Here is a 24,581-nt window from a genome sequence, read left to right as displayed (position 1 = left end):
ATCTCGGACGCCGTCGCCTCAGCCGAAAGTGAGGACATCGCCGTGGCCAGCGCTTTGGCCGTCCTGCGCTTGCGGCTCGGCTGGAATGCGGACAGCGAGGCGCGCACGGAAGCGATCACGCATTTTGGCCCCGTTGCGCTTGCGTTGTTCCAGGCTGCGAAGCTGCCCGAGGACGAACCCGCCACCAATATCGGCGAGGCCCTTGCGACTTTTGAGCATTGGTACTCCGAATCCCGGGGATCGCCGTTCTGGCTGCTATTCGAGCACCAGATCGTTGACACGCCGCTGGTCGACTTTTGACCGACGGACTTTTCGGCATACCCGGATGTGAAAGCAGAGAGCGCAACGTCGCTTTATTACCGACGACTCGATGCGGTAACCGGCGCCTCGGTCACCGCCGCAAGCAGCTGCTTTGGGGGCGGACGCCGGAAGGCGTTCACTCCCATGACATAGGAGCCATATTCGAGCCTTATGTCGTCGAGGTTGACAAATTGACCGGCTACCTAGAGATCGCGCGCGCTCTCAAGCCAGGGGATATGTCACAGAACGAAAGGCGCTCGGCGGAACGGCGCGCAAGAAGACACAGAGCAATCAGCAGGCGGCCCGCGGAGCGCGGCAGCATGGCCACTCGCACTTCCTCTTTGGTGTCGAACCCGGCCGAATCCGGCTAACTGAGCCAATGGTGCGTGGCATTTGGGCATTGACAGGCGATGTACGCGCAAAGGCGAGCTGGCCGACCATGCACCAGGACATAGGTGGTTGAGTTTGTTCGGTAAGTGACAACAACGTTACGTCCGACGTTCACTTTGTGAGGCATTCGCATCAGATTCGCGATAAACAGATAGCCAGTGCCGCCGACGCTATCCCTTGACCGCCGAGCCGACGATCGAATCCACGAAGAAGCGCTGCAGGAAGACGAAGAGCACCAGTGGCGGGAGCACGGCAAGCGTCGCGCCAGCCATCACCAGTCCCGTGTTGAGAGCGCCTCGATTGTAGCTGAGCAGGCGACTAAGGCTGATGACGATCGGATATTCGTGTGCATTGCCCTGCAAAACTGTCAGCGGCCAGAGATAGCTATTCCAGTGATAGACGAAGGCAAACAGCGCCAGTGCCGCGATTGCCGGCGCCACGCTCGGCGCGACGATCTTGAACAGGATCAGGAGTTCCGACGCTCCATCCATCCGTGCTGCGTCGATCAGATCGTCGGGCACGCCGGCTATGAACTGGCGCATCAGGAATGCCGAACGCATTGGCGAGATTGGGCACGATGATGCCGGCAAGGCTGGCGTTCAGGCCGATTGATCCGACGAGACGGTAAAGCGGGATCAGCGTGACGATCGGCGGCAGGAACATGGTGGCGATCAGCACCGAAAACAGCAGTGAGCGGCCGGGAAAGTGATGCTTGGCGAAGGCGTAGCCAGCCATCATGCTGGTGACCAGAATGCCGGCGGTGGTGATCGAGGCGATCACGAGCGAATTCCACATCGAGCGGCCGACATTGATGACGCCGGACACGTTCTCGTACGCTTCGAGGGTCGGCGTGTGCGGTATCCACACTGGCGGCACCTGCATGGTTTCGGCCGGCGTTTTCAGGCTGGAGAGCACCATCCACAACAGCGGGAAGGCGGAGGCCACGGCAACCAGCAGCATCAGCGTGGCGAGCAGTGCTCTGCGGCCCGCCAGGCGTTTGCGCGCCAACCGGCTCGATGCTGAGCGGCCCGGCGCGCTCATTCGTCATCCTTCCGGTTGGCGAATGCAAACAGCGCACACACAATGACGATCAGCGCCAGCATCAGCATCACTGCCATGGCCGAGCCCAGCCCGCCTTGTGCCCGCTCGATGCCGACTCGGCGGATATGGTAGGTCAGCACGTTGGTCGAGCCGACCGGCCCGCCTTGGGTGATCAGTGCCACCGGCTCGAACACCTGCACGGCGTTGATGATGGCAATGACGGCGCTGAACAAGAGCGTGCGGCTCAATAGCGGCAAGGTGATGAAGCGGAACTGTTCGCGCCGGTTGGCGCCGTCAAGCGTCGCCGCCTCGTAAAGACTGCCCGGGATCTGGGTCAGCCCGGCAACGGCCAGCACCGTAAAATAGCCGATCTGCTGCCAGACATTGAGGACGACGATCGAGATCAACGCCGATCTTGGCGAGGACAACCAGAGTTGCGGGCCGATGCCGGCGAGACCGAGCACCTGGTTGAGCGGCCCCTCGCTCGGCGAATAGAGCTTCGACCAGACCAGCGTCACGGCGATCATCGGCACCATGTAGGTGGAAAACAACACGGTCCGCAGCGCCGTGCCGCCTGCGACATCGCGCTGGTAGACCATCAAGCCGAACACTACCGAAAGGGGCAGGATGAGCATCACCGACAGTGCCGTGTAGATCGCGGTGTTGAGCAGCGCTCGCTTGAAATCCCGCCCGACCGAGGTCGGCCCGAATATTTCGCGAAAATTGTCGAAGCCGATGAAGCTCGCGTTGGAAAAAGGCGTCTGGGTCGACCAGTCCTGGAATGACAGCCAGATGGTGAGCAGCATCGGCAGCAGGATGAAGACGCCGATCAGTGTCACGGCGGGCGCCAGCATGATGCCCGCCGAGGCACGATAGGTCTTCATCATCGCTCTGCTTCCAAAGCGTCGGGCTCTCGAAACAGCGCCTTCGCTATTTGGCGGCACGCTCCAGGATCGAGACGGCATCGGCCTGCGCGTTCGCCTGCGCATCCTTGGCCGAGAGCTGCCCATACTGCAACGCCTCGAGCGTCTGCTGCAGCGATTCGCTGAACTCCTGGCCGCCCGGGACGACCGGGAAGGGCTTGGCGTCGGCAAGCACGCTGACGTAGCCGGACAGGAACTCGGAACCGAGCTTGTCCTTATGGGCTTCGATGTCGGAGGTCCGCGTCGGCAGGATGCCCATCGACATCAGAATATCCGACATTGCCGATGCGCCGTTCTTGCCGGACTTCGGACTGTTCAGCCATACCAGGAAATCCCATGCCGCTTTTTGTTCGGCCTGACCGGCATTGGCGTTGACGACGGTCATCCATGAATAGGAGATCGAATGCGGCTTGTCGCCGCTCGGGCCAACCGGAATGGGCGCGGTGGCGATGTTGGAGAATTTTTCGCCCATGCCGCCCTTCAACGCGCTTTCCCACCAGTTGGCCATGATGATCATGCCGGTCTTGCCGGAGACGAAATTGTCTAGGAAGGGGCCCGTTGTGTTGGCGTCGGCCGTGGCCATCGCCGGATCGCTGGCGCCGGACTTGATCAGGTCCTCGTAAAGCTGGAAAGTCTCACCGGCTTGAGGACTGTCGAGCATCGGTTTGCCGTCCTTGACCAGCTCGCCGCCATTGGAGACCAGCAGCGAGGCGAAGGGATGGACGACGCCCGCCGCCCAGGAATTGATCATGCCGAAGCCTTGCTGGCCGGCATCTTTCCTGGTCAGCTTCTGGGCCGCATCCTTCAATTCGGACCAGGTCTTCGGCGCGGCTGTAATGCCTGCCCGTTTGAACAGCTCCTTGTTGTAGTTCAGCGCGTAGACGTCGATCTCGTTTGGAATGCCGTAAAGCGTGGCGCCAACAGAGGCCGCACTGACGACACCGGCCGGCCACGCACTCTTGACCTCGCCGGCAACTGCATCGGGGGCCGGCGCGACCAGCTTGTCTCGCGCCAGTTCGGGCAGCCACAAATCATAGATGCCGCCGATCGTCGGCCCGTCCGAACTGCCGCCCTGGGAACGCAGTGTCGTGAGGAGATCGCCGAAGGGAACGGCGCGCACAGTGACCGTCACATCCGGATTGCTCTTGGCGTAGTCCTTGGCCGCGCCGTCCAGCAAAGCGACCGTTTCGGGCGACCAGTGGGTCAGATAGGAGATGTCGACCGATTGGGCCCAACCAATGGTAGGCGAGGCCAACAACCCTGCAGCAAGTGCCAGTTTCGAGATCCAAGCCAAAGACATCCGACCCTCCGCATGGCCACACAGCGATGTCCATGACGTTATGACAACTTGAAGTAACGATGCAAGCGCTATCTTCGTGGAGAGGTTCTGTCGGGTTGCGGCGTTTTCCCACTTCGGTCCACAAAGCATGCGAGATTACATTGTAAACACAATGCGTTAGTTGATTAAGTTCGAGCTGATTCTCTCCTGACGGCCATGCCCGAACAAACTGCAAGACCCCTTGCGGCCGAAGTCATGTCGTTATAATGACATGAGAAAAGCTTATGACTGCCTCTCGGCTTTTGAACCGCCGTGGGAATGACAATCGACAAGAATGGGAGACTGAGTATGTTTTCAATTCATCGACGCGCCGCACTCGGCCTGATCGGCGGCTTTGCCGCAGTCTGCACCGGGGTCTTCACCGCACTGCCGGCAAAGGCTGACGACACCGTGACCCTGTGGAGTTGGCGCACCGAGGACGAGGCTGCGATGCGCCGCATCTTCGACGCCTTCGAGGCCAAGACTCCCGGCATTAAGGTCAACATCCAGTTCACCCCCGACGCCGACTACCAGAACCGGCTGAGTACGGCGCTGCGTGGCGGCCGCGGGCCTGATATCGCCCAGCTCAAGGCTTACGGCGAACTGCAGCCGTTCATCGAGGGTGGCTATCTCGATGCGCTCGACGACAGCGTGCCGGAGCTGAAGAGCATGCCCGATGGCGCGCTGGGCGGCGCTCGTGGCCGCGCCGACGGCAAGATCTATGGCGTACCCTATTCGGTGCCGATGATGGGTGTGTTCTACAATCAAGACGTCTTCGCCGCCCAGGGCATCGAAATCCCCAAGACCTACAAAGATTTCGTCGCCGCCTGCGAGAAGCTGAAAGGGGCGGGGATAACGCCAATAGCCGCCGGCGGCGCCAACGGCTCCGCCTGGGCGCTGGAGATCGGCGTCGGCGTCGTCGGCCCGACCATCTATGGCCCGGGCTTCTACGACGAAATGATGAGCGGCAAGGCGACCTTCGAGGATCCGCGCTATGTGGCTGCCCTGAAACGCTATGCCGAGTTGAAACCGTATTTCTCCGACGGCTTTGCCGGGATCGATTACACCACCTCGACACAGCAATTCATCGGCGGCAAGGCGGCCATGTTCTTCGGCGGCTCGTTCGAGAACGGCAGCTTCAAGGCGCAGAACCCGAAGCTGAAATTCTCGATCTTCCCGTTCCCCGCCGATGACCCGGCAACCAAGCTCTACACATCGGCCTTTTCAGACGGCTCCTATGGTCTGGTCTCGGAAAGTACCAACAAGGAGGCAGCGATCAAGGTGCTCAACTTCATGGCCTCGGCCGAGTTCGCGCAGCTCTTCGCCGACGAGTTGGGCTGGCCGCCGGCCCGTACCGACGTCACCGTCAAAGACCCGGTGCTCGCCACGATGATGGGGATGTCGAAGAATTCCACACCCTATCTGACGCTTGTTGGCTTCCGCTGGCAGACGCCTACGGCCTCCTCGATCCTGCAGTCCGAGATCATCGACATGGTCGAAGGCAACATCACGCCGCAGAAGCTGGCGGCCGACATGCAGGCCGCCGTCAGCAGCTGGCTCAAGCCGAAGCAGTAGGCTGTCACACCTGCGCAAGAGCAGCACATGATCAACCGCCGCCGCAAAAGCAGCCTTCAGCGCACCCAGCAGCGCATGGCCGTGCTGTTCATCGTGCCGGCGCTGGCCGTTTATGCGCTGTTTGTCCTTTATCCGCTGCTGATGTCGCTGTGGGGCAGCTTCTTCGTCTGGAAGGGCCTGCGCATGCTGGAGTTCGCCGGCCTGTCGAATTTTACCCGCCTGTTCGTGTTTCCGAGCGGTGGGCGGCTCTACGGAGCGCTCTGGCACAACGTCGCCTGGTTCTTCGGCATCATGCTGTTCCAGAACGGCCTTGGTCTGCTGTTGGCCTGGCTGCTGTTCCTGCGCGCCAAAGGGGCGGCCTTCTTCCAGTCGGTCTTCTTCTTCCCGGCAGTGCTGAGCCCGGTCATCGTCGGCGCCCTGTGGCGGCTGCTGCTGGCGCCCGGCGGCACCATCGAATGGATGCTCAACGGCCTTGGCCTGCATCAAGGCAGCCTGACGGTTCTCGGCAACAGCCACACGGCACTCGTGATGCTGATCGCCGTCGACGCCTGGAACTGGATGGGCCTGCCGGTGCTGATCTACACCGCCGGCCTCAGGCAGATTTCGTCCCAGATATTCGAGGCTGCCAGGCTGGATGGCGCCGGCAGCGGCCGCATGCTCGTCTCGGTTGCCGTGCCTTTGCTGATGCCGGCCGTCGGCACGTTGACGACGCTGTCATTCATCAACACCTTCAATCAGTTCGACATCGTCTATGTCATGCAAGGCGTGCAGGGCAATCCGAGCTATTCCACAGACACGCTGGTGACCTATTTCTACCGGCTCGCTTTCGGCGCCGAAGGCGCGGTCGGTATCACCGATATAGGCCTGGCGCTGGCGCTCGGCACGCTGCTGTTCCTGATCCTGAGCATCGGCACGCTTTTGATGTTGCGTTTCTTCGACCGTCGCACGGTGCAATTGTGAACACGCTCGCCATCCCTCAACAGCTCGCACGGCTGCCTGGCTGGACGGCGCTGGTCCTGTGGACCGCAGCGGTGCTGCTGCCGCTCTATATTCTCGTCGTCTCCTGTTTCAAGACCACGGCGGAGATCTACGACAACAGGCTCGGCCTGCCGCAAAGCTTTGCCTTCGACAATTTCGTTGCGGCCTGGACGCGCGCCGATCTCGGCCAGAATTTCATCAACAGCCTGATTGTCACCGGCGGCGCGGTGATCCTGACGATTATCGTGTCGGCAATGGCCGCCTATCCGCTGAGCCGTTATCGGCTGGGCTGGAACGGCATCATGCTCGGCCTGTTCCTGTCCGGCATCATGCTGCCGATCCGGCTTGCCTCGGTGGAGCTGTTCACGCTGATGCGCAACCTTGGCCTGCTCGATTCGCTGACCGGCCTGATCCTCGTCTATTCGGCCATCCGCATTCCCTTCGCCGTCTTCATCTTCGCAAATTTCATGCGGGTACTGCCGTCCGAACTCGACGAGGCGGCGCGCATGGACGGGGCCGGCGAGGCGCGCATCCTGTTCCAGATCGTGCTGCCGATGGTGAAGCCGGCCATATCGATCGTTGCTATCTTCACCACTATCGCCGTCTGGAACGACTTCTTCTTCCCGCTGATCTTCATTTTCGACGACCGCTACAAGACTGTTCCGCTGGCGATCAGCGTGTTTGTCGGCCAGTTCCGCACGGACTGGGGCCTGGTGTTCGCCTCGCTGGCCATCTCCATGGCGCCCATCCTGATCATGTACTGTCTGCTTGCCCGCCAGATTCGCGAGGGCGTCGGCTCCGGGGGAGGCGCGAAATGATCGAGGACAAGGTCTATGCCGCACGCTCGATCCTGGTCGTGGGAGCGCACGCCTTCGATGCCGAGGTGATTGCCGGTCCGCTGGCGGCGGTTGCGGTCCAAGGCGGCGCCTCAGTCACCTTCCTGCATCTCAGCATGGGCGAGCAGGGCCATCCAAGCCTCGCCTCCGAGCACTATTGCGTCCAGAAGCAGGAGGAGGCCGCAAAGGCCGCAGCCAGGCTCGGCGTTGCCATGCGCAGTCTCGGGCTGCACGACGCCTTCTTGCCTTGCGACGACGAGACGGCGCTCAAGGTTTGCGATGTTGTGCGCGAGTTGAAGCCGCAAATCGTCATCACGCACTGGCATGGCAGCTGGCACAAGGACCATCGCGCCGCGGCCCGACTGACACAGACCGGCATCTTCTTTGCGGCATTGCCGACGCTGAAGCGCGACCATGGCGCATACACGCCGCAACTGCTGCTGTTCGGCGAGAACTGGGAGGACGACGAAGGCTTTCGCCCCGAACACCTCGTCGACGTCAGTGACGGCTTCGACGCCTGGAGCGAGGCGGTGCGGGAATACGAACTGGCACGCGGCCTGAGCAGTTTCCCCTATGTCGATTACTACAGTGCGCTTTATCGGCTTCGCGGCTGCCTGCGCGGCACGCGCTACGCGCAGGGTTTTGTGGCGGCCTCGCAGTCCTGGCATGCCGGCAGTGGCCTGTTCGCGCCGGCGGCCAATCGGAGCCGCCCTCGATGACACGCGTTCTGGCCATCGATCTTGGCGGCACCAATTTGCGCGCCGCAATCCATAGTGGCGATGTTCGCTGGCTGGAGATGCTGAGCCGCGAGCCTGCGCCGGCAAGCCTGGATGCCTTCGTCGCCCGTATCGGTGCCTTGCGCGCCGAGGCCGGTCCGGTCGACGCCCTCGGGCTTGCGGTGCCCGGACTTGTCGAGGGCTCGGTCTGCCGCTGGATTCCGAACCTGCCCTATCTCGACGGCATCGACATCGCGGCCTTGTTTCCTCGTCTGCCTGTTGCCATTGGCAATGACGCGCAGGTCGCCATGCTGGCCGAAGCGGTCGAAGGTGCCGCAAAAGGCCTGTCCGATGCCATCCTGCTGGCGATCGGCACCGGTATCGGCTCCGCCGTTCTGGCCAACAACCGCATCGTTGCAGGCGCACGTGGCGGCGCCTGCTCATTCGGCTGGGCCTGCGCCGACATCGAGGATGAAGGGGAGGACCGCAGCGGCTGGCTGGAGCGCTTCGCTTCCGGGCGGGCGTTCGACGCTGCGGCGCGCCAGATCGGGCTGGCCAATGGCGGCAGGCTGGTCGAGGCCGCGCGGGCTGGCAACTCGACCGCACTTGACGCCTTGGAGCTGCCGGCGCGCCGGCTGGGCACTGTCCTTGCGGGTGCGGTCGCGCTGCTCGATCCACAGGCGATCCTGATTTCCGGCGGGCTTGCCGATGCGCTGGACGTGATAGAGCCGCCGCTGCTTTCGGGATTGCGACGTCAGTTGCCGCCGCATTTGCGTGATGTCGTTCTGCGGTCCGGCGAATTCGGCTCCCGCGCCGGTCTCGTCGGCGCCTCGCTGGCCGGTCTCGCCGGAGCACAGTGGAGGCAGATAAGATGAGCCAAGTCAGCTTCCAGCTGCCCGACCGCAGAAGGCCCGAGCCGCTCTGGTATCAGGTGGAAGAAGCCATCCGCGCCATCGTCAAGAGTGGCGAGTGGGCGACTGGCGACCAGATTCCGGCCGAAGACAGACTGTGCGCCTTGTTCGGGGTGAGCCGCATCACGCTGCGCCACGCCTTGCGCAATCTTGAGGAGCACGGACTGCTCAGGCGCGAACATGGCCGTGGCACCTTCGTGCGCTCCACCACGCTGGTCGCCGGCACCCGCGAACTCACCAGCTTCACGCAGGAAATGGGCAATATGGGCGTGGTCGCCGGCTCGCGCTTGCTCGACTGCAGCCTGACCACCGCAAATGCCGCCGCGGCCGGAGCGCTGGAGATCGAGGAGGGCGACCCGGTGGTGCGCATCCGGCGGCTCAGGCTCGGCAACAACGAACCGATCGGTATTCAGACTGCGCAACTCTCGGCCGCGCGCGTGCCCGGCTTTCTCGATGCCGGCCTGTTGCAGGGCTCGCTCTACGAAGCGTTGGAACGCCATTACGGCATCGTGCCGGTCGCGGCACGCGAAAACTACCGTGTTGGCGCGGTCGGGTCGGCGGATGCCGAGTTGCTCGATCTGCCTGCGGGGAGCCCCGCTTTCGTGGTCGAGCGCATCACCACCGACGAGCGCGGCCCGTTCGAATTCACCGTCTCGGTCATGCGTGGCGACCGCTACGAAATCCGCTCGACGCTGCGTGCCGGTCGCGCCGCGCCAACCGCAAGAAGCTGAGCCATTACCGAAGCCGACACATAACAGGAGTACCGACGTGTCCGATCTTTACATACCCCGCCTTGCCGCCCTCATCGAACAGGCCTCGAAAGCCAATGCCGAAGCCTTTGGCGAAGCGGCCAGCCGCTTTGCCGACACGCTCGAGAGCGGCGGGTTGGTTCATCTTTACGGCTCGGGCCACTCGGTGTTGCCGGTCCAGGAAGTGTTTCCGCGCTACGGCAGCTATGTCGGCTTCAATCCGCTGACCGACCCGCGTGTCATGTGGCATAACGTGCTCGGCGCCGGCGGCGTGCGCGAACTTCTGTGGCTGGAGCGGACCGAGAAATACGCCGAGAAATTCCTCGACCACCAGCCGCTGAACAAAGGCGATTCGATCATCATCTTTGGCCACAGCGGCCGCAATTCGTCCGGCATCGACACCGCGCTTTATGCGAAAAAACGCGGCATCTTCGTCGTTGCGATAACTAGCAAGAACAATCTCGACAAGCCGGCGACGCACTCTTCCGGCAAACGGCTTGCCGATGCCGCCGACCTTGTCATCGACACCTGCTCGCCGATCGAGGATGCCATCGTGCCGGTCGAGGGCTGGAGCCGGCCAGTCTCCGGTTCGTCGACCGTGCTTGCCATGATCCTGGCGCATGAGCTGATCGCCCGAACCGCCGAGGCGCTTTCGAAACGCGGCATCGAACTGCCGGTTTTTGCCTCGCCGACAATTGCCGGCGTCACACTGCACGACACCGACGTCATCTATGGCGTCTATCGCGAGAAAATCCTCGAGGCACAGAAGAAGCACCTGCCGACCTTCCAGGCGACCATGCGCGGCGAATGACAACCGGGGAGGGCACGCAAAACGCTAGGACGTAGACTCATCACCGCGTAGCCAGATGCGAGTTGAGACGAGTTTCAGGGCAGCAAGGTGCCAGCTTGTCATATCGAGTTGCGATGCGACGGAACTGCTTGGCCTTGTTGAAGAAGCCTTCGACGAGGTTGCGGGCCTTGCAGAGGAAGGGGCTGAAGCACATCGGGTCCTTGCGGTTGGCCTTGGGCGGGATGTTGGCCCATGCCTTTTGCTCGGTGACGGCATTGCGCAAGGCGTTGGCATCATAGCCCTTGTCGGCGAGCAGCATGGCACCCTCGGGCAAATCCTTGATCAAGTCCGCTGCGTAGGCGAGTCACTCATTTGACCTGCCGTGAGCGTCAGCTTGATCGGCCTGCCTTCGGCGTCGACAAGAGCATGGATTTTGGTCGCCAGCCCGCCTCGGGAACGACCGAGACAATGATCTCGATCCCCCTTTTTGCTGTCGCGCCTTGCTGATGGACGCGAACAATGGAGGTGTCGATCATCTGCACCGTTGCATCATGGGCTTTGGTGATGCCATGGATGAGGCGTTCCCACACACCTGCTTTCCGCCATCGAACGAAGCGATTGTAGCAGGTGGTGCGTGGGCCGTATCGCCCCTGGCAGATCGCGGCATGGCGCACCCGATCGCAGCACCCAGAAGATGCCGTCTGCCTGCTGTGCCTGGACGGTGATCGTGCCGAAGAAAACCAGTGCTGCAGCGAACGTTCCTCGTAACATTGCGTTTAACCATGAAAGACGACGATTCGCCCAAAGCATGCAAAAGGGCCCATGGCTCTCGCGCCGCGATGCAAGGCCAGGAAAGCCTTACGCAAGATCAGTTTGTGAAAAGTCATTGGCCTTGTAAAGCAGGGCAAGCCGGTGAGCCTTCGCGCAAGCGTAGGCAAAACAATCGCCGAAATTGAGATCGGCTTTGTGCCCGACTGCTTTGCCGTATTTCATGCTGGCTTCGATCGCCCGGTCGCCGATGTCGCCGGATATCATGATTTCCTTGCCTGCGATCTCGATCAAAAAGGCGTCGACGGTATCACGGGCTTGCGCCAGCATGTTGGCCGTGGGCTTGGCGTTCTTTTGGATGGCTTCGGCCGACGCTCGCGCGAGACCCTGGACTGCCTCGAACCGGACGAACGGGGAGATATACAGCGGCTTGGTCGCGGCCGCGAGCCGCTTTTCCAGTTCTTCCGCGCCAGGTTCCTCGTTCAGGATGGCAACGATCACCGAGGCATCGACGAACATCAGTCGTCGCTCCACATTTGGTCGGTGAATTTCTTCATATCGAAATCAGGGTTGGCCGGCCCGATCCGCCGCGCCATTTCCTTGACTTTGGCAAGTCTCTCGCGCAGCGGGACGCTGCCGCGGTTGCGCTCGATCTCGTGGCGCAAGGCGGTCCTGACGGCCTCGGTCTTGCTGCGCGCCTTGGTAATGTGCTGCAGCTCGACGGCCATGGCATCGACGTCGGGATCGCGAATGAAGAGCGGCATTTGTATATCCTCATGAGTGATATATGTATATCATACCGGAGATATACTCGCCAGCGAATTCGCGAGCGGCGGTTTTGATGAGGAGGGGAGGGAGGAATCCAGCTCGCGAAAATCCGTCGGGAGGTTCGGTTCCGGTGCTCAGTCCTTGGAATTGCTCGGCGTCTGAAACACGTCGCTCCGGCCATGTCACTGTCAACGCCCGCATGCCCAAGGCGCATCGGCGCTACGTACGCCGACGCCTGCGCATCCCAACATCCGCGGCGACTGATTGATGTCGATAGACCGCCCACGCGCCCGACGAGGCGAGCGCCAGCTGCATCGATTGCGTCAGGTTCATAACGGCCATGATCCCGGCCCAGCGAACTCTCTCGTTAGGGCAGTTCGGGGAGTGCTACGGCTGGATGCTCTTGAGAACATCCCGAGCGCATGATCCGGCGGCGAGGATAAACAATCTGAACCACGCGCTGCCTCCACGTGATGGCGCCGGCGAACTCAACGAAGCCGTGCTGCCATTCGTGGTGAACTGGATAACACGGCCCATCTTCTCGCTCGAAAATTCGGCGGCCTCGACAATCATTGCCGGGGTTACCTCGACGGATCCCTTCGCCGTCTATCCGCGTCTCATCGGCTGTCGCGCTGATCCGGATTGACAGCCACCCCGCAATTAAAGGGCCGTTTGATGACACCTAGGCCTCCCCAGCAGTATTAGTTCACAAAGCAGGTCGGCACGCCCTGCGATCGGCTGGATCCGGTCAGCGTGTGCTTCGCGTTCGGGGTGCAAGATCAGGGGGTGCCATTTGCACGGATGGCGGCGAACCAACCACCACGGCAGGGGCGCCAGATTGCTCACCACGATGGCTCTCCACTTCGCGGCTCATACCTTGGTGAGCAGCTTGCATCTCCGGAACGGTGAAAACCGGCACCTCGCCCTTGAAACCCTGGAGTTCAAAGGCGCCCGCCTGGACGACCGGCATCGGCGCTCCTGCCGCAAAGCCGGGACCAAGCACCAGGGGGATGCCCAGCTTCTTGGTCGTCGACTCGAGCCGAGCCGTGCGGTTCACCGGAGAGCCGATCGCGGTGTAATCGAAACGCCGTTCGGAGCCGAAATTGCCTACCGAGCAAATGCCCGTCTCGATGGCGACGCCGATTGCGATGGAGGGGTGGCCGTCCGCGCTGAAGGCGGCGTCTTCACGCTTCACCCGTTCGATCAGGGCAAGGCCCGCGTCGAGCGCGCGCTCGCGATGGTCCGGCTGATCAAGCGGCGCGTTCCAGAAAGCGAGCACCGCGTCGCCCATGAACTTGTCGATGGTGCCGTCGCGCTTGAGGATCTCATCGGTCGCAATGCCGAGGAAGTGGTTGACCACCTTTGCGATTTCCTGGGTGTCGAGTTGTTCGCTCATCGTCGTGAAGCCGCGTATGTCGCTGAGCAGGATCGTGATCTCGCGCTTCTCGCCGGACAGGATCGCTTCGGTGTCTGAGCTTGCGAGGCGCTGCACCACGGAAGGCGACAGATACTGGGCGAACTGCCGTGCCAGGGTGGACCGGCGCTGCTCGCTGCGCCTGTAGAGAACATAGCCTTCGAAGCCGGCTACCAGGATCGTCGCAAGCGCCGGCTGCAACGGGTCATAGAGTGCACCCTGCAGGCTGTATTCGAGAGCGCCGAACACGAACGGCGTGACGGCTAGCAGCACGAGAGCCAGGGCACCAAGCACGACACGCCCGGCGAGCACTCCGGAAAGTCCGATGAAAATGACGGCACTGAGGACAAACCAGAGCCGCTCCACCGTGCGCGCATGCGTTGGCTCTGTTAGGTAGTGCCCGGCAAGCAACTGGGCGATTGCATCGGCGTGGATGTCCGCGCCTGGTCGCGCTGGACGTGTCGGGGTGGGCAGGTACTGCGTCAGTCCCACGGCCGACAGATCGACAATGGCGATGGCGTCCCGCAGCCGCGGATCACTGCCGCCCGAAAGGATAGTGCTGGCAGATATACGCGGCGTATCCGTGGCGGTTTCCCAGAGGCGGATGCTCCCCTCCGGCTCGAGCGGCACGATGGCGCCGGCCATCCTGAGTGCGTCGAACCCGGCGGCATTCATCCGGGCTATGTAGCCGTCCTGCCCGGCGTAAAGGCGCAGAAGCTCGAGCGCGAAGGACGGCCACAGCTGCACGCCTTCAGCGGTATTGCGAAGCCACAGCAGCGGCACATGGCGCAGTACGCCGTCGGGATCGGGCAAGGTGCGAATTACGCCGAGGCCCGCGGCGGCGTTCGAGAATTCGGCAAGGGAGCCGGTCAGGCCGGCAAAGCCGGGAAGCGTGTCGGGTACCTGTCCGACGATCGACCAGCCGGCTTTGGGCCCTGCATCTGAAACCGTCGCCTCATTGCCCAGGCTGACAGCAAGCGCCGTTCGATTTTTGGCCAGCGCCGCTGCCAGGCGCTTGTCTCCGGCGATGCCCTCAGGCGAGGTGTCGGCCTCGGGCAGCACCAGCGCAAGCCCGATGACCGCGGCGCCGGACTTGGTGATGCCATCGACCAGATCGGCCAAGAGGCCCCGGTTCCAGGGCCATCGCCCATGTGCCTTGAGGCTGGCGTCGTCTATCGAGACAATCACGACAGGATTGCTCGTCGCCTGGCGCGGAGCGAGAAACTGGTAGAAGTCGTACGTCCGCTCACGCAGGCGCGACAGCGGCCCGTCGAAAGCCAAATGGCAAGCGAGCAGCAGGAGCACGACCAAAAGGCCGGATATCTTACTCCTGGCAGCTTGCCGCCAATCAGCCCAGCGCCAACCGACCAAGAGGCTCATGTCGTACGGCCAGGCCTATTCACAGTAGTAGCAGCAACCCTCACCCTGACACTCGCCCTTATTCACGCCGCCGCCCACGGGTGGCGTTGGGGTGTCGGGGAACTCCATGACCACTCCTGGCAATGCGCCGTCGGTGGAGTCGCAGATTTTGAGCGAGCCGCCGAGTGCCGACGCACAAAGTGCGCTTACGTCCAATCCCGGACCCGGTGCGCCTGGCAGGCCGGTGCCGGCAATCCGGTCGATGCTGTCCAATATCGGGAAGGTGTCGATTCCGCCGTAGCCGGTCAGCAGCTTGCCATCTTCCGATGTGCAGGCGTAGCCCGGGTTTGTGATGACCAGCCGTTTGCCATTGATCGTGCAGGTCATGCGGCCGGCGCGCAGAATGCCCACGGTCTGGCCGGCTGCCACCAGCACTTCGATGATGCCGCCTCTCGCCCCGAGCACCATATGCGGCGTCGCAACCTGCATGACGCCGCCTTTCGAAACCTGGCCGCCATAGAAACGGGCCAGGCCGCTGTTCATCCCGATGTCGATCTTTCCCGATCCGGAGCCCGGATTGTAGACGAACTCGTCGATCGTCAGGCTGGTGTTCGGACCAATCTTGGCGCTCGATTCGTCCCGGAACACCAGCATTCCAAGACCAGTGGGATTGCTGCGTAGCTGGTCACCGAGTTCGACGCCGGCCCCCACGTTCATTGTCCCGCCGTTGTTGCGGACGATGTTGGTCTGGTAGGCCGTCATCGACCCGACCGTCTCAGCGGCGGATGGTGCCGCAAAGGCAAGGCAGGCGATAAAAATGGCGATCTGACGGTACGGGGTCCTCATCGCGGCCTCTTTCAATTGAGCGTCAACGTATAGCTCATGAGCATTTCGAACGATTTTCGGTCGCGGTTGGCGATGTCGAAGTTGGTTTCGCGATAGGCGACATCGACACTGATCTTCTGCGCCTCCGTCAGCTGAAAATCGCTTTCCGAGGCAATGCGCCAGAAGTCGCTCTTGATATTTGTGCCGATGCCGACGGACAGATCGGGAGTGTTGCTGTGGCCGGCCGAAAAAGCGATCTGATGCGACCATGCGAAAAGATCCGGTACGTTCATCAACAGGCCGCCATAGCGGACCTCGCCCGTGTAGCTGTGGCCGATTTCGCCAGATCCGGAGGCGAAGTCATTCGAGCCGACCAGCCGCAGTCCGAGCGCCTGGCCATTGCGGAAGCGGTAGCTGCCGCCCGCCTCATAGAAAACCCTGCTATCGGCGAAAATGCCTTGCGAGGCGCTTAGATCGATGTAGCCGCCGCCTGCGAAAAGCGTCGTTTCGACCGTCGGGCGCACAAGAAAGCGCCCACTGACGCCGATGCCGGTCTCGTGGATATCGCTGTCGAAACGATCCGTAACTGTGAACGCCGAAAGCAGCAGGCGCAGCGAATCGATCCCACTGTTCGGCAGCCCCTTGTCCCAGGTGATTGCGGCGTTGCCGTGGATGAAGGTCTCCTCGCTACCCGGAACCGACAGGTCTTCCGTGAAAAAGCGCTGTGTTGCGGTCAACGAGCCTGAAAGGACGAGAGCGTCGGCGCTTGGCGTGCCGAGGTCCCACCGGACAAAGCCTTCCGCCCGGCCATAGGGCGAGACGAAGCTGTCGTCGTCCTGCGCCCCGCCTGGCTCAAAATCGGTAAATGCGCTGAACACGCCGCCGGTCAGGGCGAGTTCCCAGGTGACGCCACGCAACGCGCGCTCGATGCGGGCGAGCAGGCGAACGGCTTCCTGCTGCTCACTTGCGCTCAGGCCGCCGACTTCGATGCCGTACTGCACCTGCCGCCGGGCCAATTCATAGGAGCCGACATGATAGTACAATCGGCTGGCCGCCAGTCGGGCGCGCGCATCGCGGGGATATTTGATCAGATACTGCTCGATTGAGGAGATCGCCTGATCGTATTGTCCCGCGTTGACGGCAACTGTGACGAACTGGGCGAGCGTTCCATTGTCGGCCGGACTGGCGATGCGGGCCGAAAACGCATCGTCATATGCCGTAAAAAGACCTTGTGCGCCGGCCGGCAATACGCCGGTACAAAGCAGCGCTGCGGCCAAGCCGAAGATCGTTCGAAACGAAGATTGCATGCCGAGAACCCACCCCAAACCCGACTAGTGCGAAGGATTTAGCACGACTCCAAGAGAAAGGCGACTGAACTGTCACCAGACCATGCGAGTCTCAGCAGCTGTTGCAGCGGCGCAACAAACTATCGGGTTTATTCGTATTTCGGCTGCGCTGGTTGTCAAAACATCTTCTCAGCGTTGCTGTACATAATTGAAGTATTCGGCACAAGTGGCAACTAACTCAAATCATCATCAGTGGCGGATCGCGCAGCCGACAAGATTAATATTGTTTGCGCGATCCTGCGCGTATCTGGTCATCGAATGAGGCTTCAAGGTCACCCACGGCTCATCCAAAGGTCTTCCGTCGCGTTGCGCAAGGGGTCGGAGAGCTGCCGGAAGGTGCTTCTCACGACGCGTGCGCGATCCGCTCTTGCTGTTTCGTTGAACGCGACGAGGTCAGCTTATCGCCCCCGACTCCCAGGGACGCGTCACCGGACGCGTCTTGCTACAGCACGAGCATGGTGGCCAGCCCCAGCATCAGGCCCATGCCTACAATATCGGTCACGGTGGTGAGGAAGATCGCCGAAGCGACCGCCGGATCAGCGCCGACCCGGCGCAGGCCCAGCGGGATCAGCACGCCGGAGATTCCGGACATGAGGCATGATCCGGACATAGCAAGCAGGATCACAAGTGCCAGCATGGGTGCCTGGGCCGCCGACTCCGGTTGCCGCGAGGCGTAGAACCACATCGCCGCAGCCGCAACAAGGCCGACGAGCACGCCGTTGGCGATCCCGAGCGCGCCCTCCCGCATCACCAGGTGCAGCTTCGGTCGTTTGTCCACATCCCCCAGGGCAAGGCCACGCAGCGTCATAGCGAGTGCCTGGCAGCCGGTGTTTCCGCTCTGCCCGGCCAAGACCGGGAGGAACGCCGCCAGGGCGACGATCTTCTCGATCGTGCCTGTGAATGAACTGACCACGAAAGCAGCCATGAAGGCCGTCAGCAGGTTCAGCTGCAGCCACGGATGACGCTTCAAGAAGGCTGAAAACAGCGGCGTAAAAGAACGCTCCTCCTTCTGGACACCCACCATCTGGCCAGACTGAGCGGAAATCTCGATGATTTGCTGCTCGAACAAGCGCCAGCCGCGAACCTGCCCGAGCAGCCTATTCTCCGCGTCCACCACCGGATAGACAGGGTACTGACGGCGTACTGCTGCCTTGCAGGCGTCGCTCAAAGACAGACCGACATTAAGGGCGAACGGCCTGGGCAGCATGATCTGATCCACCGTCGCGTCCGCTTCGCTCAGCATCAGATCGCGCAGGACCACCAGGCCAACCAGTTTATTGCCCTCGTCCGTGACGTAGAGATAAGTGAGCTCGGTCGGCACCTTGGCACGTCTGACCGCCTCCACTGCGGCGGCAACCGTCGTCGCGACAGGAACGCTGGCGGGAATCGGGTCCATCAGCTCGACGAGCGAGTCGGGGACCGCGAAATCCTTGCCACTGCCATGAGACCTGATGGGCCGCATATGCGGTGGCAAATGCTCGGCCACCTTACGGGCGTGCCCGTCCGGCAACAGCTTCAGTGTGTCGCGGATGAACTCGGGAGATTCTCGGGCCAGCAATTCAGCCGCGTCATCAGGTGCTCGAGCCCGCAGCGTGCGCACCAACTTCTGAACGTCGTTCTCTTCTTTCATTTGCTGCGGCCCCCAAATTGCTAGTGTCTTGCCTGACAGTATGACACGGATCGGATCGTTCTGTCTGGCGCGCAGTGGCTCAAGCGCCTCGATCCCGAAATCTTCGCCTCTCGGGCGCCGAGTGGACCGAACCCAGACAGATCTGAGCCGTTGCGGCGTACATAAAGGCGAGCTGTAACCTCTGCGTGTCGCCGAGAATTCAACGTGTTGCGAACTTCACCGGTCTTATGGGCTTCGCGAGCACGCCGCACCAATGAAACTCAAACTCGGAAACTCTGCAACGGCAGGGCCTCCGCCGGTCGAATTGATTTGCCTCATGCCGCGCATCTTGCCAGTTCCTCCAGCTCTGGAGGCTGATGAATTCGCCACGATGACAAGGTGATTTGCGTGAACCTGTAATAGTTTAGCTTGAGAAAGGGGTTCTCACTATCAAGTCTGTCTGAACGAGAGGTGCTCTTGAGAGCTTCCAGGTTCTGGGGCAGGTAGTCTGCTTTGTGAGACTCGAGGTCGTCGCGGTCCGATCCGAGTTAATGTAGGCCCACTGGCAATAGCGTAGACCGCTCGATCGAACCTGGGGTGAACGAAGACTCGTTTCGAGAATGGCATCGGTTCTGTAATTGCCATCTCACCTGACAAATGATGCGGACCGGCCTGGCATTCCTGGCCGCCCGTCATTGGGGGATGCTTATGAGCAACGTTATTGCCGCAGGTTTTAAGTCAGTCTCTTTCCATGGCAGATGGAGAGCCTTGAGGCGAACTTTCGCAGCTTTGCCGATATGGGCGTCGAAGCCGTCGGACTGGAACTGACGACCCTCGACCTCATGGTCGGTGGTCGCGTCGTCCCCGAGAGAGCCGAGAGGCTTATCGCGCTGACGAGGAAGTTCAATTTCCGCTATACGGTTCACGGTGTCGTCTCATCGAACCTCACGGACGCGGCGGTCTACCGCTACCAGATTGATGCTGCCAAGGCCCTGAACGCGAGCGCGATGCGTTGTTCGAGCTTGCCGAGTTCAGCAAGCCCTATGGTGTGCGCATCGCCTTCGAGAACCTCTTCGCCATGACCTAGTCAGTGCCGGCAGAGCCCGGCTGAGGTGGCGCAGACGGTGAAGGCGGTCGGCCATCCCAACCTGGTGGCGCTCATCAATTTCAGCCACGCTTATGTTGGATCCACCCATCGCGGCTTGACCTTCCGCGAGCAACTGCGGGCGATGGCACCAGTGGCAGGGCACCTGCATGTCCATGACTCCTTCGGGCGCCCGCAGGGCTTCCACAGGACCTATCTCCCGCAGGAGGATGCAGCGCTGGGTTAGGCGACCTGCACATGCCGCTCGGCTGGGCCGATATCGCATGGGATGACATCTTCAGTGAGCTGGCCTTCTTGCAGGCGACCGTCCTCATCATGGAAGTGACGCGACTTGCCCATCCTGTTTTCGATGAGATTGTGACAGGATGCAATCAGGCCTGCCTGTCTGCCATACGCTGACGAGCATGTGGCATGCCGGCCCTTGGTGGTCGAGGGCGGGCAGGGCCGGAAACGTGCCAAACCTGCACGTTGGCCAGCCGGCCTTTGGGTATCCTGCATGGTGCAGCCGCATGCCTGCCCACCAACTCGGTTTTCAGGTTCGCATGGGATGCGTCCGCATTTCACTGGAGCTGACACCGAGGTATTTCTGTCGCAAAATGTTGGGGAAAATCGGGTCCTACGCGGCACTCGGTCGCGAGAGATTCGCCGCAGTTTCATTCCAATGGGACGTTTCACCGTAATGGTTATCTGTTGTTAGATCGGCGTGCCAGCCTAATGCCAGGACCTCCACCGTTCTCCGGAATGAACTCAATGCCGGCCGATTTGAGCGCGTGACAAATACGATCGACAGTTGCTTGCTTAAGCGCCTCGCCGCGTTCGAAGCGGACTATCGTTTGGGTGGAGACTCCCGCTTCCCGAGCTAGATCCAATACTCCCCAGTCCAGCGCCGCCCGAGCCATTCGACACTGTATCGGCGTCATGCAATCACTATATTATGATGATTTCTGTTGCGCATTTGCTGCTCAAGCTGTACCTTTATCTGCATTTAAGCGGCTAGGCGCGGTGTTGACGCACCGTGCCCAGCCTGACCACAACCCAAGCTGCTTGGAGCTCGGATCATGGCTGATTCCGACAATACCACGACTTTATCTTTCGTCACCCGCAGGCGAGTGCTTGCGGCTGGGATGATCACGTCCGCGGCGTTGGTGGCTGAGAAAAATTTATTTGCCGGAAGTCCAGCTGCACCGAGTATGCCGGCAGACCCAGCGCTGGCACTTTGGCGGGAATGGGAGACAGCCCATAAGAGGACCGAACGGCTCTGCCGTAGGCAGCAGCGTCTGGAGACGAGGCTCCTAGAGAGCGTCGGCCTTCCTTGTGTGATCGTCCGCCTGCCCAAGGGGCGGGAAGTGACAGTCCACTCTATCGAGGCGCTCAACGAAGTGCTCGGCAAAGAGCCGGAGATGGCGCTTCGTGAAAAGGCCGAAGCTTATTTCGCGATGTATCAGGCACGCTGGAATGCGGCTGCCGAGGAGACCGGTTACACTGCTGCGCTCAGAGCCGAGCGCGAGGCTGGCGAACGCGCGGCGGATCTGCTGGAAGCGTTCTCGACGACGCCGGCCACCACTCTTGCGGGCGTGGCGGGCAAGCTGGATGCCGTATTGCGCGAGGGCGAGGCATGGGAGGAATGCTCCGAGTTCCCCTGGCCACAAATCCGTTCAGCGCTCAGCGACCTGGTGCGCATCGCCGAAGGCCTTGGTGCTGACCGGGTGCGGCGCCGAAGGATCCGTCATGACCAAGCTGAAACTCTCCGCCATTCCCGATGACCGTCCGGTCAAGATCACGGCCGAACTGCCCGGCGCCGTTCATCGCGATTTCGTCGCCTATGCTGAATTGCTCGGCCGCGAGGCCGGACAGATAGTCGCCGATCCGGCAAGCTGATAGCGCCGATGCTGACCCGGTTCATGGCAACGGACAGAGCCTTTGCTAAAGCCCGACGAACCCTGAAGGCGGGATGACTATTCGGGTCATTGCGGCCGTCAGGACGAATACCGATCGCGCAGGAACGCGATGAAGATCGGCAGGACAGGATTGGCGTTGTCCGGGCGCCAACGGGCAAAATTGCAGATCTGGATTGGCTTGCCCCCGATCCTCAGTTTACGGCAGACGGCACCTTCAGGAACACCGTTGGCATCTCCGTCGTGGATCAGAGCGACTCCCAGACCGTTTCCGACGAGGCGCAGAAGGATGCCCGCACTGACATGATGTTCGACGATTGCGGGAAGCTGCACGCCATTTCCAACAGCGTCGGCGAGCAGAAATGCTTCGCCCCTGCGCACCAGCAGCGTCTCCTGGCCTAGCTCCGACCACTCGATCACGGGACAGTTTGCGAGAGAATGATTTGAAGCAACAACGACGGCCAGAGTATCCTTCCACAACATTAGTTCGAATGGGCCGCCATTGGAGCGCGAGGAGGAGGTCACGGTGACGTCGACCTCGATGCCGCCCAGAGCCCTAGGGTCGGGGTGGGATCCCTCTATCAAGCTGACGGCAACATTTGGATGACATTTCCCGAACTCGATGATCGCATCCAGCGCTCGCCCGGCGAGGATGAGTCCGTTGGAGCCGATGGAAAGCCTTTGCTGTTCATTCTTAATGTCGGTCCGGGCCAGCGTCAGAGTATTGTCCAGTTCGAGCAGCACGGAGCGCAGACGATTGAGGAAACGCTCGCCCGCCGGGGTTGGCCCAACGCCGCGGGCATGGCGATGAAATATCGTCGTTCCCATCGCGTATTCGAGATCGCGTATGCGCCGGCTGAGCGCAGTGTGGTCGATCCCGGCGCGCCGCGCGGCGCGCAGAAAGCTGCCCTCTTCAGCGACCACAAGCGCATAGTTGAGTGTCCTGAGTTGAATGGAGCTCCGCATCTTTGCTCAAGGTCAATGCAGCGACAAATCGCTGACGTTTGACCGCTTTTGGCCGTGTCGGGCTATCCCCAGATCTCAGTATTGACATTGAGCGCAACCATTCAGGCCACTTTTAAGCAAGACCAGGATCACGAGGGACAAGGACGTCAGATGGCGTGCAGCAAAACTTTCCGCGATAACCGGATCATGCTGCGCTGGAACGTGTGGGTTCCGCTCGTGGGGAGGGCTCGCATAGGCGAATTAAGCGAAGCTCGTTTGGCATGCTATGCTCGCGGCGAATAAATCCCCGGAAGACACTCACCAGACGAAACCACTCCATTTGCGGGTGAACCTTACGGAGGGCACGCCGCGCTAGCTCCAGGAGGAGAGCACAACCCAGCCTGGTCACTTCGCTTGGAAAAATCCGGTGCTTGAGCAAAGATAAAGCGGCGGACCGTCTCGAATTGAAGGTCCGCCGTTCCGGGTCGTTCAGATCACAAGGAACGAACCTGCCGTAAGCGACAGACCTGGAGAGAGAGTGGCGAACTGTATTTGAGCTGCGCCGCCGATGCCGTCGCTGTCGAAAGAGAGCGCTCCGGTTGAGCTGTTGTAGATGATATGGTCGGAGCTATCATGCGCAGCCGTGCCAGCAAAGAAAGCATCGGATGAAAGGCCGCCCAATTTAAGCCCGGCAAAAACGGCGTCGTCGAGCTGGATCTTGTCCTGGAGCTTGTTGAAGTCGGTGACCTTGTCGATATTGCCGGCTCCAAGGGCGCTGTTGAACACGAATGCATCATTGCCTCCGTTACCGGTCAAGATGTCAGCACCGCCGCCACCATTGATGACATTGGCGCCGGCATTGCCCTGGATGGCTTGGGTAAACTCGTTGCCAGTGAGATTGATTGCTCCCGTACCTGAAGGACTTGTGGTGGCAAGAAGCTCGATCTGTGAGCCTGCTGAAAGGGCATGGCTTACCGAAGCGAACACCCTGTCGATGCCGCCGCCTACTGCCTCGATCGCTTTGTCGCCAGCATTGTCGACATGATAGGTGTCGTTGCCGCCATAACCGATCATGGTGTCCGCGCCGCGTCCGCCGTTGATGACATTGGCACCGGCATTGCCCTGGATGGTCTGGGCGAACTCGTTGCCGGTGAGGTTGATTGCCGTCGTGCCGGACGGGTTGCTGGTAGCGAGAAGCTCGACCTGCGAGCCGGCCGTAAGGGCGTAGCTCGCCGAGGCGAGCACCTTGTCGATACCACCGCCGACCGCTTCGCGTACCTGGTCTCTGACATTATCGACATGATAGGTGTCATTGCCGCCATAGCCGATCATCCTATCGGCGCCACCGCCGCCAATAATCGTGTTGGCACCGGCGTTGCCCAGGATGGTCTGAGCGAACTCGTTGCCGGTGAGGTTGATTGCCGTCGTTCCGGACGGATTGCTGGCGACGAGAAGCTCCACCGACGACCCAGCCGAAAGGGCATAGCTCACCGTACTGAGCACCCTGTCGGCGCCAGCGCCGGCCATCTCATTCACCCTGTCGCCGGCATTATCGACGTAGTAGGTGTCGTTGCCTCCATAGCCGACCAACGTATCGGCCCCACCGGCGCCGTTGATGACATTGGCACCGGCATTGCCCTGGATAGTCTGGGCGAACGCATTGCCGGTCAGGTTGATCGCCGTGGTGCCGGACGGGCTGTTGGTGGCGAGAAGTTCGATTTCCGATCCGGCCGCAAGCGCATGACTTACGGAGGCGAATGCTTTGTCGGTACCGCCGCCCGCGGCCTCGATCTCCTTGTCGCGGATGTCATCGACATAATAGGTGTCATTGCCGCCATAGCCGATCATCGTGTGGCCGCCGGCGCCGTGAAACACATCGTCGCCGCTGGTGCCATACAAGGTGTCGCTTGTGTCGATGGGAGGCGGTTCGGTCCCAGTCGTTGCGAGGTTGTGCTCCCGGAAAACGGCTTGTAGTTCCGGAGAGCTCTCTAATGCGGTGTCGCCGTTCTGCGTTCCCCAT

22 protein-coding genes and 3 pseudogenes are annotated in these 24,581 nt (G+C 61.3%); 12 read left to right on the top strand and 13 right to left on the bottom strand.

The window, feature by feature from the left end; translation table 11 throughout:
• Positions 1–300 (top strand): hypothetical protein (locus NKH93_RS32800; RefSeq protein WP_352975687.1); only part of this gene is annotated, 300 nt, incomplete at its 5' end.
• A gap of 560 nt (positions 301–860) precedes the next feature.
• Here the strand turns inward: NKH93_RS32800 and NKH93_RS32795 are convergent.
• The 3 genes from NKH93_RS32795 to NKH93_RS32785 all read right to left on the bottom strand — a co-directional run bounded on the left by NKH93_RS32795 (position 861) and on the right by NKH93_RS32785 (position 3,954).
• On the bottom strand, positions 861–1,232 hold the full coding sequence (locus NKH93_RS32795) for an ABC transporter permease subunit (protein WP_352975685.1): 372 nt from the start codon (positions 1,230–1,232) through the stop codon (positions 861–863).
• Positions 1,233–1,727: 495 nt separating this feature from the next.
• Positions 1,728–2,618, bottom strand: a complete 891-nt coding sequence (locus tag NKH93_RS32790; RefSeq protein WP_352975680.1) for a carbohydrate ABC transporter permease — start codon at positions 2,616–2,618, stop codon at positions 1,728–1,730.
• Positions 2,619–2,661: 43 nt separating this feature from the next.
• Positions 2,662–3,954, bottom strand: coding sequence for an ABC transporter substrate-binding protein (locus tag NKH93_RS32785; RefSeq protein ID WP_352975675.1), 1,293 nt, complete (start codon positions 3,952–3,954; stop codon positions 2,662–2,664).
• Between the two features lie 327 nt (positions 3,955–4,281).
• On the opposite strand from NKH93_RS32785, the gene NKH93_RS32780 reads away from it, so the two are divergent.
• Genes NKH93_RS32780 through NKH93_RS32750 form a run of 7 tightly spaced genes read left to right on the top strand, consistent with a single transcriptional unit; the run spans position 4,282 to position 10,548 of the window.
• Positions 4,282–5,547 carry an extracellular solute-binding protein gene (locus NKH93_RS32780; protein ID WP_352975670.1) on the top strand — a complete coding sequence of 422 codons (1,266 nt, stop codon included), beginning with the start codon at positions 4,282–4,284 and terminating at the stop codon, positions 5,545–5,547.
• A gap of 27 nt (positions 5,548–5,574) precedes the next feature.
• Positions 5,575–6,507, top strand: coding sequence for a carbohydrate ABC transporter permease (locus NKH93_RS32775; RefSeq protein ID WP_352975668.1), 933 nt, complete (start codon positions 5,575–5,577; stop codon positions 6,505–6,507).
• Positions 6,504–7,343 (top strand): carbohydrate ABC transporter permease, encoded by an 840-nt coding sequence (locus NKH93_RS32770; RefSeq protein ID WP_352975664.1) that lies wholly within the window; start codon positions 6,504–6,506, stop codon positions 7,341–7,343. Before NKH93_RS32775 ends, NKH93_RS32770 begins: the two co-directional genes overlap by 4 nt.
• Positions 7,340–8,080 carry a PIG-L deacetylase family protein gene (locus tag NKH93_RS32765; RefSeq protein WP_352975659.1) on the top strand — a complete coding sequence of 247 codons (741 nt, stop codon included), beginning with the start codon at positions 7,340–7,342 and terminating at the stop codon, positions 8,078–8,080. The genes NKH93_RS32770 and NKH93_RS32765 overlap by 4 nt, the downstream gene beginning before the upstream one ends.
• Entirely contained in the window at positions 8,077–8,952 is an 876-nt protein-coding gene (locus NKH93_RS32760) for an ROK family protein (RefSeq protein WP_352975654.1), read from the top strand. The genes NKH93_RS32765 and NKH93_RS32760 overlap by 4 nt, the downstream gene beginning before the upstream one ends.
• The gene (locus NKH93_RS32755; RefSeq protein WP_352975650.1) at positions 8,949–9,719 is read left to right on the top strand and encodes a GntR family transcriptional regulator; all 771 of its coding nucleotides are present in this window, start codon (positions 8,949–8,951) and stop codon (positions 9,717–9,719) included. Before NKH93_RS32760 ends, NKH93_RS32755 begins: the two co-directional genes overlap by 4 nt.
• Positions 9,720–9,756: 37 nt before the next feature.
• Entirely contained in the window at positions 9,757–10,548 is a 792-nt protein-coding gene (locus NKH93_RS32750) for a sugar isomerase domain-containing protein (protein WP_352975642.1), read from the top strand.
• 24 nt (positions 10,549–10,572) lie between these two features.
• Here the strand turns inward: NKH93_RS32750 and NKH93_RS32745 are convergent.
• The 3 genes and pseudogenes from NKH93_RS32745 to NKH93_RS32735 form a co-directional block, all read right to left on the bottom strand.
• A pseudogene (locus tag NKH93_RS32745) lies at positions 10,573–11,229 on the bottom strand (IS5 family transposase); the annotation flags it as partial.
• Between the two features lie 156 nt (positions 11,230–11,385).
• Positions 11,386–11,814: a type II toxin-antitoxin system VapC family toxin gene (locus NKH93_RS32740; protein ID WP_352975636.1), complete on the bottom strand. Its 429-nt coding sequence runs from the start codon at positions 11,812–11,814 to the stop codon at positions 11,386–11,388.
• Positions 11,814–12,059: a type II toxin-antitoxin system VapB family antitoxin gene (locus NKH93_RS32735; RefSeq protein ID WP_352975633.1), complete on the bottom strand. Its 246-nt coding sequence runs from the start codon at positions 12,057–12,059 to the stop codon at positions 11,814–11,816. Before NKH93_RS32735 ends, NKH93_RS32740 begins: the two co-directional genes overlap by 1 nt.
• Before the next feature lie 344 nt (positions 12,060–12,403).
• Here NKH93_RS32735 and NKH93_RS32730 point away from each other — a divergent pair, with 344 nt between their 5' ends.
• Positions 12,404–12,709: a hypothetical protein gene (locus tag NKH93_RS32730; RefSeq protein WP_352975631.1), complete on the top strand. Its 306-nt coding sequence runs from the start codon at positions 12,404–12,406 to the stop codon at positions 12,707–12,709.
• Positions 12,710–12,811: 102 nt separating this feature from the next.
• Here NKH93_RS32730 and NKH93_RS32725 read toward each other — a convergent pair whose 3' ends face one another.
• The 4 genes from NKH93_RS32725 to NKH93_RS32710 all read right to left on the bottom strand — a co-directional run bounded on the left by NKH93_RS32725 (position 12,812) and on the right by NKH93_RS32710 (position 18,637).
• Entirely contained in the window at positions 12,812–14,782 is a 1,971-nt protein-coding gene (locus NKH93_RS32725) for a CHASE2 domain-containing protein (protein ID WP_352975628.1), read from the bottom strand.
• Between the two features lie 90 nt (positions 14,783–14,872).
• On the bottom strand, positions 14,873–15,697 hold the full coding sequence (locus tag NKH93_RS32720; protein ID WP_352686942.1) for a FecR family protein: 825 nt from the start codon (positions 15,695–15,697) through the stop codon (positions 14,873–14,875).
• Entirely contained in the window at positions 15,694–16,968 is a 1,275-nt protein-coding gene (locus NKH93_RS32715; protein WP_352975623.1) for a tetratricopeptide repeat protein, read from the bottom strand. Before NKH93_RS32715 ends, NKH93_RS32720 begins: the two co-directional genes overlap by 4 nt.
• A gap of 481 nt (positions 16,969–17,449) precedes the next feature.
• Complete coding sequence (locus NKH93_RS32710) at positions 17,450–18,637, bottom strand: magnesium transporter (protein WP_352503527.1); 1,188 nt, start codon at positions 18,635–18,637, stop codon at positions 17,450–17,452.
• 687 nt (positions 18,638–19,324) lie between these two features.
• On the opposite strand from NKH93_RS32710, the pseudogene NKH93_RS32705 reads away from it, so the two are divergent.
• A pseudogene (locus NKH93_RS32705) lies at positions 19,325–20,045 on the top strand (sugar phosphate isomerase/epimerase family protein); the annotation flags it as partial.
• A 359-nt stretch (positions 20,046–20,404) separates the two neighbouring features.
• Here NKH93_RS32705 and NKH93_RS32700 read toward each other — a convergent pair.
• Positions 20,405–20,620 carry a helix-turn-helix domain-containing protein gene (locus tag NKH93_RS32700; protein WP_502896541.1) on the bottom strand — a complete coding sequence of 72 codons (216 nt, stop codon included), beginning with the start codon at positions 20,618–20,620 and terminating at the stop codon, positions 20,405–20,407.
• Positions 20,621–20,779: 159 nt separating this feature from the next.
• Here NKH93_RS32700 and NKH93_RS32695 point away from each other — a divergent pair, with 159 nt between their 5' ends.
• Complete coding sequence (locus NKH93_RS32695) at positions 20,780–21,484, top strand: hypothetical protein (protein ID WP_352975612.1); 705 nt, start codon at positions 20,780–20,782, stop codon at positions 21,482–21,484.
• A pseudogene (locus tag NKH93_RS32690) lies at positions 21,450–21,676 on the top strand (DUF2274 domain-containing protein). Before NKH93_RS32695 ends, NKH93_RS32690 begins: the two are co-directional and overlap by 35 nt.
• 21 nt (positions 21,677–21,697) lie before the next feature.
• Here the strand turns inward: NKH93_RS32690 and NKH93_RS32685 are convergent.
• Positions 21,698–22,582, bottom strand: coding sequence for a LysR family transcriptional regulator (locus NKH93_RS32685; RefSeq protein ID WP_352975609.1), 885 nt, complete (start codon positions 22,580–22,582; stop codon positions 21,698–21,700).
• Positions 22,583–23,050: 468 nt separating this feature from the next.
• Positions 23,051–24,581 (bottom strand): calcium-binding protein (locus tag NKH93_RS32680; protein WP_352975606.1); only part of this gene is annotated, 1,531 nt, incomplete at its 5' end.

Origin of the sequence: Mesorhizobium sp. M0954 (assembly GCF_040319155.1) — a bacterium.
In the GTDB taxonomy this organism is placed as follows: Bacteria; Pseudomonadota; Alphaproteobacteria; order Rhizobiales; family Rhizobiaceae; genus Mesorhizobium.
The sequence above is the reverse complement of the archived record's forward strand: the minus strand, read 5'-3'. Positions and strand labels throughout refer to the sequence as shown.

What these genes read in the sequence shown, in the direction of transcription:
- NKH93_RS32795 (WP_352975685.1), bottom strand. Translation starts at nt 1,232, where the DNA reads ATGCGCCAGTTCATAGCCGGCGTGCCCGACGATCTGATCGACGCAGCA.
- NKH93_RS32790 (WP_352975680.1), bottom strand. Translation starts at nt 2,618, where the DNA reads ATGATGAAGACCTATCGTGCCTCGGCGGGCATCATGCTGGCGCCCGCC.
- NKH93_RS32785 (WP_352975675.1), bottom strand. Translation starts at nt 3,954, where the DNA reads ATGTCTTTGGCTTGGATCTCGAAACTGGCACTTGCTGCAGGGTTGTTG.
- NKH93_RS32780 (WP_352975670.1), top strand. Translation starts at nt 4,282, where the DNA reads ATGTTTTCAATTCATCGACGCGCCGCACTCGGCCTGATCGGCGGCTTT.
- NKH93_RS32775 (WP_352975668.1), top strand. Translation starts at nt 5,575, where the DNA reads ATGATCAACCGCCGCCGCAAAAGCAGCCTTCAGCGCACCCAGCAGCGC.
- NKH93_RS32765 (WP_352975659.1), top strand. Translation starts at nt 7,340, where the DNA reads ATGATCGAGGACAAGGTCTATGCCGCACGCTCGATCCTGGTCGTGGGA.
- NKH93_RS32760 (WP_352975654.1), top strand. Translation starts at nt 8,077, where the DNA reads ATGACACGCGTTCTGGCCATCGATCTTGGCGGCACCAATTTGCGCGCC.
- NKH93_RS32755 (WP_352975650.1), top strand. Translation starts at nt 8,949, where the DNA reads ATGAGCCAAGTCAGCTTCCAGCTGCCCGACCGCAGAAGGCCCGAGCCG.
- NKH93_RS32740 (WP_352975636.1), bottom strand. Translation starts at nt 11,814, where the DNA reads ATGTTCGTCGATGCCTCGGTGATCGTTGCCATCCTGAACGAGGAACCT.
- NKH93_RS32735 (WP_352975633.1), bottom strand. Translation starts at nt 12,059, where the DNA reads ATGCCGCTCTTCATTCGCGATCCCGACGTCGATGCCATGGCCGTCGAG.
- NKH93_RS32730 (WP_352975631.1), top strand. Translation starts at nt 12,404, where the DNA reads ATGATCCCGGCCCAGCGAACTCTCTCGTTAGGGCAGTTCGGGGAGTGC.
- NKH93_RS32715 (WP_352975623.1), bottom strand. Translation starts at nt 16,968, where the DNA reads ATGCAATCTTCGTTTCGAACGATCTTCGGCTTGGCCGCAGCGCTGCTT.
- NKH93_RS32710 (WP_352503527.1), bottom strand. Translation starts at nt 18,637, where the DNA reads ATGAAAGAAGAGAACGACGTTCAGAAGTTGGTGCGCACGCTGCGGGCT.
- NKH93_RS32700 (WP_502896541.1), bottom strand. Translation starts at nt 20,620, where the DNA reads ATGGCTCGGGCGGCGCTGGACTGGGGAGTATTGGATCTAGCTCGGGAA.
- NKH93_RS32695 (WP_352975612.1), top strand. Translation starts at nt 20,780, where the DNA reads ATGGCTGATTCCGACAATACCACGACTTTATCTTTCGTCACCCGCAGG.
- NKH93_RS32685 (WP_352975609.1), bottom strand. Translation starts at nt 22,582, where the DNA reads ATGCGGAGCTCCATTCAACTCAGGACACTCAACTATGCGCTTGTGGTC.